This is a genomic window from Collinsella sp. CLA-AA-H167 (genome assembly GCF_040095305.1).
Lineage (GTDB): Bacteria > Actinomycetota > Coriobacteriia > Coriobacteriales > Coriobacteriaceae > Collinsella.
On record NZ_JBBNGA010000017.1, the window covers coordinates 36,062 to 42,924 of the forward strand.

Here is a 6,863-nt window from a genome sequence, read left to right on the forward strand (position 1 = left end):
AAGTCTGTCCCCAATCAACATATCGCTCAAAAGAAAGAGCCTCCACAGGTTTCCCCGCGGAGGCTTTCGCTACAAGAACTATTTGTCGGCGTCGGTGTTGCCGTCAGCGTTGGCAGCATTGCCATCTCCGGCATCATCGGATGCGGCTTCGGCATCCTCCTGCATGGCCGCCTGCGCAAAGGCCGCGGCATCAGCCGCCAACTCCTCCTCGCTCATGCGAAGCGAGCGCTTCTTGGTCGGCATGCCAGCCGCCTTGGCGTTGAGCTCCTCCTTGGCCGCCAGGATATCGCCCTCGCGCTCAAGGTAAGCGTCCCACTCGTTGTCGAGCAGGGCGTTCACGGCGTCGCCTTCGACGGTCTCGCGCTCAAGCAGCACCTTCGCCATCAGATCGAGCTGATCGCGACGGGCATCCAAAATCTCGACCGCACGGCGATGGGCTTCGCGCATGATGCGCTGAACCTCGATATCGATGCGGCGCGCCGTCTCCTCGGAGTAATCCTGGTGATCGGCGTAGTCGCGACCCAGGAACACCTGATGTTGCGCCTCGCCAAAGACCTGCGTGCCCAGCTCCTCGCTCATGCCCAAGCGCGTGACCATCTCGCGCGCCATCTTAGTCGCGCGCTCCAGATCGTTGCTCGCGCCCGACGTGATGTCGTCGCACATGAGCTCCTCGGCAACGCGACCGCCCAAGAACACGGCGAGCTCGTCGAGCATCTCGTTCTTGGTCTTGAGGAAGTGATCCTCCTGCGGAAGCTGCAGTGTGTAGCCCAGGGCCTGACCGCGGCTGACGATCGAGATCTTATGAACCGGATCGGAATGCTCCAAGATGTGACCCACCAGGGCGTGGCCGCTCTCATGGTAGGCAATCGTGGTGCGCTCGGCTTCGGTCATCACGCGACCCTTGCGTTGCGGTCCGGCAATCACGCGCTCCATCGACTCCTCGACCTCGTCCATCGAGATCACAGAACGATGACGGCGAGCGGCCAGCAACGCAGACTCGTTGAGCAGGTTCGCCAAATCGGCACCAGTAAAGCCAACGGTCATCTGGGCGAGCTTCTCAAACTTAACGTCCTCGTCCATCGGCTTGTTCTCAGCATGCACGCGCAAGATCTGCTCGCGGCCCTTCACGTCCGGACGGTCGACCGTAACCTGACGGTCAAAACGACCGGGACGCAGCAATGCCGGATCCAGGATGTCAGGACGGTTGGTCGCGGCGATCAGGATGACCGACTCGCTTTCCTCAAAACCGTCCATCTCGACCAGCAGCTGGTTGAGCGTCTGCTCGCGCTCGTCGTGGCCGCCGCCCAAACCGGCTCCGCGCTGACGTCCCACGGCATCGATCTCGTCAATAAAGATGATTGACGGAGCCTGAGACTTGGCCTCCTTAAAAAGGTCGCGCACGCGGCTGGCGCCGACGCCCACGAACATCTCGACAAAGTCGGAACCCGAGATACTAAAGAACGGCACGCCCGCCTCGCCGGCAACGGCCTTGGCCAGCAGGGTTTTACCGGTACCCGGAGGGCCAACCAGCAACACGCCGCGCGGAATCTTGGCGCCCAGCTTGCGATAGCGATCCGGATCGCTCAAAAAGTCGCGGATCTCCTCGAGCTCCTCGACTGCCTCGTCCACACCGGCAACATCCTCAAACTTGACCTTGGGGCGCGTTGCCTCGTTGGTCTTGGCGTTGGTCTTGCCAAACTGCATGTTCCTGTTGTTGGCGCCCATCATCTGGCGCATAAAGTAGAACATGATGGCGATCAGGGCAATCGTCGGCAGCACACTCATCGCCAAGTCGCCCCAAAAATCGGGGTCGTTGGTGTTGACGATGTACTTGGTGTCGGGGTGCTCCGCCATAAGCTCGGCAAGCGAATCGGAGCCGACATAGGTCGAGGAGAAGCTCTTGAGCTCGCTCGTATCACCCTTGTCCTTTTTCGTCTTCCAGTAATGACCCGCCACGCTTCCGTCTTGAACCGTATAGGTCAAATCTTCGACGCGATCCTGCTTAATGGCGCTCACCATCTCGCTCGTCGCGAGCTTAACGGTATTGCTGGAGCTGGCAAAGCCGGAGCCCATGTTAAAGAAGGCGTAGCCCAGAAGCGCGCAAGCCAAAATAAAATACAGCCAGCCCGCACGCGTGGGCTTCTTGCCTCCGGGCATCCCCGGGATCTTAGGCTCCCGGGGAGTCTGGGAATTGTTATCGTTACGGTCGTCGGGCATCTTACGAATAAACCTCCGGTTTCAAAATGCCCAGATACGGAAGGTTACGATAGCGCTCGGCATAGTCGAGGCCGTAGCCCACCACAAAGGCATCGGGGCAATGGGTTCCAACATACTTGGGCGTGACGGCCGAGGTACGGTCCTCAACGTCCTTCCACAGGAAGGCGGCGACCTCCAGCGAGGCGGGCTTACGGCTCTCGAGGTTCTTCATCAGGTACTTGAGCGTCAGGCCCGAGTCCAGAATGTCCTCGACGATCAGCACGTCGCGACCGCGGATGTCGATATCCAGGTCCTTAATGATACGCACGATACCCGAAGACTTCACGCCGTCGCCATAGCTCGAAACAGCCATGAAATCGATGTTGGTCGGCAGCTCGATCTTGCGCATCAGGTCGCCCATAAAGACCACGGCGCCGCGCAGGACCGCAATCAGCACCAGATCCTTACCCGCGTAGTCGCGAGTAATCTGCTCGCCTAGGCGAGAGACGATGCCGTCGATATCCTCCTGCGTAAACAGAACCTTCTCGATATCCGGATGTTGAGAAGCCATGACAACCCTTTCTTGTGCTTAATCGCCCACACACCGCCGTATGGACGCGAACTACACATTCTAGCAGCGCACGGGGCATATTTTCCAGCCCGCGCACCATCAGCGCGGGAATACCGTCAACGCCGCACAGAACAGCTGGTGCGAGGGGCTAATCTGCATCAACCACGCGAAGCAGATAAGCCACACGCGTTGCGGCCGTGCACTTAAAACGCTCGTCCGCGCGAACTCCGGCGACCCATACCACGGCACCTCCCGGAGCCGTTCTCATCACAGGAACGCCTGCGCGCTCAGAAACGGGAATACGAGCCTCGTTCAGCAGGTCTGACACTTTCTTGCTCCGGCCGTTCATCCCCAACGGGCACATCACATCTCCCGGTGCGGGACCGTCCACCCACAGGCGCGCCAATCGCGCCTCGGCAGGGATCTCGCCACGCGAGCCCGCCAGGATCCGCTCACTATCGCTGTCGGCAAAACCCAGGGCAGCCGCGTCTACCAAAGCTGTCACTTCCCCGGCAGCCGCAAGCTCACGGGCGCGGCGCACGATATCGCATCCCGGCTCAACGGCCATCGGCTCTGCGACCAGCACACGTCCCCCGCCCAACGGCAAACGACCGGGTACGGTAACCCAGTCCGCGACCAGGCCCTCGCGAGCCACCGGCGCCTTAAACGCCAGCATGCCAAACTCAATGCGTGCGTCAATCCCCGCCGGAAGCGTGACCGAGCCGGCGCCCTCGGCAACGCAGGAAAGAACTCGCTCCACATGTCGCATCTCTGGACGAGCGTCCGGATCGATGCGTTTAATCGCCAGTCTCACGATGCGCCGCGCGATTACCACCTCAGCCGCGGCCAGTCGACGAGCGTCAAGGACCAGTGCACCCGCCGCCTCCTTACGCAGGCAGCTTCGGAACGCCTGTGCGGAAAGCTGGGAAAGAAAGGCATCCTCATCGCCCAAGATCTCGCAGGCAGCGCCAATCGTCTTACAGACGCTCGCGTTGCGCTGCGCCACCACCGGCATCACTCGATGGCGCACATAGTTGCGCAAGTACGACACATCCTCGTTGCTCTCGTCCTCCCGCCACGGCTGACCATGCACCTGCAAATAGCCCACGAGCTCATCATGAGTCAGGTCGAGCAAGGGACGCACCACGATATTCCTTCGGCGCGGAATGCTCGAAAGCCCAGCTGGGCCCGACCCCTTAATCGCGTTCATCAAAAACGTTTCCGCGCGATCCGAAGACGTGTGCGCAGTGCAGATACGAGCCGCCGTCCGCGGTGCCCCCGTCTGGGCGCAGAGCTCGCGAACATACCTCCGCGCCGCGGCATAGCGAACCTCGCGGGCAGCCGCCTCGATATTGCCCGATTCGTCATCAAAATAGGCATGCTCAACACACAGCGGCAAACCGTATTGTGCGCACAGGTCACGTACAAAGGCCTCGTCGCCATCGGATGCCTCCCCGCGCATATGATGGTTTACATGCAGCACGTGCAATCGCTCGCGCGCAATGGGAGCGACGCCGCGCCCGTCATGGATATCCAGCTTTGATGTGCAAGCCATAAGGAGCAGCGCCGTCGAGTCCGCACCGCCTGATACCATGAGCACTACGGGGGCAGCGGCCTGCCGCGTTGCCAGGGCGCTCTTATCCGTCCTCGGCGCGGCATGATGTCCATAGTGCTGAGATACCGTTGGCATTCGCTTCCTCCTCTATTCGTCCGCACTCATTGTATCCTTTGGAATCTTATGTCTCGCCTGCACCTTCATATCCTCGGCAGCGGCTCAAAAGGCAACTGCGCACTCGTCGAGGGACCTCAGGGGCTCATCATGATCGACAACGGCCTGTCCCGCCGCGAGACACTTAAACGCATGGCGGAGCTTGGCCTCTCGGCAGACGACGTCGCCGCTCTTGTAATCACCCATGAGCATGGTGACCATATCAAGGGGCTCGATGTATGGTGCAAGCACTGGCATGGTCCCCTCTTTGCCAGCAGGGACACCCTTTCATGCAAAGAAAACCTCGCGCGCCTGCCCGTAGAGGAATTTGACCCCGGCGACACGCTCCCCATTGCCGGCATCCACGTGCAAACCTACTCAACATCGCACGATGTCATCAATCCTGTCGGCTATCGATTTAATGCTCTCGATGATTCCATTGGGTTTGCCACCGACACCGGAGAGTTATCGAGCAAGGCCATAGGCATCCTCAAAGACTGTCGAGTTCTCGCGCTCGAAAGCAACCACGATGTAGCTATGCTGCGCGAAGGAGCGTACCCCCGCTTTCTTCAGGAGCGCATCCTGTCTACAAAGGGGCACCTCTCCAACAACCAGGCCGCCGAAGCCGCGCGCGAACTTGTTACCGATCGCACCGAACAGCTCATCGCCATGCATATCAGCCAGGACAATAATCGTCCGAGCCTTACCGTCAAAAGCTATGCCAACGCGCTTGATGCAAGTCTCGATGATGAACTCGGCAGTTCTGCCACCCGTCTTCAAGGGCCACGGAAGCTCTCGATACGCCCTGCAAGTCAGTATCAACCGACAACTATTCAATAGCCCACTCAAGACAACAAAAGGGGGCTGGGAATCACTTCCCAGCCCCCTTAATTCATACTCTCGATTGAAGCAGAGCCATCGTTAGTCGATAGAAATCTTCGTGACGTTCTTCTTCTCGACAATCTTGGGAACCGTAACGGTCAGGATGCCGTCAGCATACTTAGCCGAAAGGCCCTCGCTCGAAGCGTCCTTCAGATACACGCCGCGCGTCGCGCTGTACGAGCCGAACTCCTTCTGGAGGAAGTTCTTACCCTCGTTTTCGGCGCTCTCCTCGACGTTCACACTGATCGACAGGCGACCCTCATTGAGCTCGACGTCGATGTCATCCTTGGCGACACCGGTAAGATACGCCTTGACCTCGTAGCCATCGCCCTTGTCCTCAACGTCAACGGGGAACGCCTTGGAGGCAATCGAGTTGTTTGCAAGGTCGGTCATATCATCAAACAGATCGAACAGCGAGCTAGCAGAAGGACGAACGCCAAAAACCGAACGATAAGGAACCATGCTTGCCATGTTTACCACTCCTTTTAAGGACTGCCGAGCCATCTTCTAGGTGACTGGGACTTCTTTTGACGCTCTTATATATGCCCACCCAGTGCCCATATATACATCGACTATAAAGTTTTTTGAGTCCAGTACTATAAGCATATCTAAGTGTGTATGACTCAGGTTTTAGTAAGGTTAAGGTTCTTTGAACCAGAGCTTAAATAACAAGTATGTTCGCAGCTACAAATAACAAGGGGCTTACAATGAGCGCGTACACGTTGTTGGTAACGAGCTAAAGGGCATCATGGACGACCAAAACCAGAACAATATGTTTATGCCGACGCAGGGCGAAGATACTTCTACGCAGCCGCCACGGTTCCATCGCCCCCACATCTCGCAAGAGCCCATCAATGACCCAGAGCCCGATTATGTGACGAGAAACCGATATCAAACGCTCGAGGATGCCCAAACGGGACGTAAACATATGGGCGTCGCCTCGGGAGACCCTGTATATCTGAAAAACGCACCATTATCTAAAAACAGCGCAGCTAGTGATGAGCCGATGAAAGCATCCGCCGTCCATCAACAAAGAGGGCCTCGACCCAAGCAAACCTTGACGCATTCGACTCGCTATCTCGAAACGCCAAAACAGGGAAAGTCAATCTTCGTTTCGTCAAGTAAACGACGCAAGCAGCATCAGCTGACAATTCTGCTTTTGACCATTGCGGCCATAGCAGTTGCCCTTGTTATACGATTTATTTTCTTTAAATAAAGGCTCAATACCGAAAACAACAAGATCGTCTGGTGTAATTGAGTCATTTACGCCCCGTAAACGCAAAAAAGGGGGAGGCCTCGCGGCCTCCCCCTTCTTCAAGTCAAGCGTACGGCTCGGTGCCGTCCACCGGTCAGCGGCGCCCTGGCCTCCCACGGGCTGACCCCGCAGTACTCTCGGCGCGATGGGGCTTAGCTTCCGGGTTCGGAACGGGACCGGGCGTGCCCCCCATGCTCTGGCCGCTGACCGGTGGGCGGCGCCCACCGTTACGGTGTCCTGGGTCTCATCTA

6 protein-coding genes and 1 rRNA gene are annotated in these 6,863 nt (G+C 58.3%); 2 read left to right on the top strand and 5 right to left on the bottom strand.

What is annotated here, in order from left to right; genetic code table 11:
* Positions 1-78: 78 nt before the first annotated feature.
* The 3 genes from ftsH to tilS all read right to left on the bottom strand — a co-directional run bounded on the left by ftsH (position 79) and on the right by tilS (position 4,457).
* Complete coding sequence (ftsH, locus tag AAAT03_RS09440; RefSeq protein WP_349103201.1) at positions 79-2,157, bottom strand: ATP-dependent zinc metalloprotease FtsH; 2,079 nt, start codon at positions 2,155-2,157, stop codon at positions 79-81.
* A 61-nt stretch (positions 2,158-2,218) separates the two neighbouring features.
* Positions 2,219-2,767: a hypoxanthine phosphoribosyltransferase gene (hpt, locus tag AAAT03_RS09445; RefSeq protein WP_055251779.1), complete on the bottom strand. Its 549-nt coding sequence runs from the start codon at positions 2,765-2,767 to the stop codon at positions 2,219-2,221.
* 148 nt (positions 2,768-2,915) lie between these two features.
* Positions 2,916-4,457 carry a tRNA lysidine(34) synthetase TilS gene (gene tilS, locus AAAT03_RS09450; protein WP_349103202.1) on the bottom strand — a complete coding sequence of 514 codons (1,542 nt, stop codon included), beginning with the start codon at positions 4,455-4,457 and terminating at the stop codon, positions 2,916-2,918.
* Between the two features lie 48 nt (positions 4,458-4,505).
* On the opposite strand from tilS, the gene AAAT03_RS09455 reads away from it, so the two are divergent.
* Positions 4,506-5,315 carry an MBL fold metallo-hydrolase gene (locus AAAT03_RS09455; RefSeq protein WP_118094359.1) on the top strand — a complete coding sequence of 270 codons (810 nt, stop codon included), beginning with the start codon at positions 4,506-4,508 and terminating at the stop codon, positions 5,313-5,315.
* An 81-nt stretch (positions 5,316-5,396) separates the two neighbouring features.
* Here AAAT03_RS09455 and AAAT03_RS09460 read toward each other — a convergent pair whose 3' ends face one another.
* Positions 5,397-5,828: an Hsp20 family protein gene (locus AAAT03_RS09460; protein WP_117779449.1), complete on the bottom strand. Its 432-nt coding sequence runs from the start codon at positions 5,826-5,828 to the stop codon at positions 5,397-5,399.
* A 277-nt stretch (positions 5,829-6,105) separates the two neighbouring features.
* Between AAAT03_RS09460 and AAAT03_RS09465 the strand changes: the two genes are divergently transcribed.
* Entirely contained in the window at positions 6,106-6,573 is a 468-nt protein-coding gene (locus AAAT03_RS09465; protein ID WP_349103203.1) for a hypothetical protein, read from the top strand.
* Between the two features lie 131 nt (positions 6,574-6,704).
* Here AAAT03_RS09465 and rrf read toward each other — a convergent pair.
* Positions 6,705-6,820, bottom strand: a 5S ribosomal RNA gene (gene rrf / locus AAAT03_RS09470).
* Between the last annotated feature and the right edge of the window lie 43 nt (positions 6,821-6,863).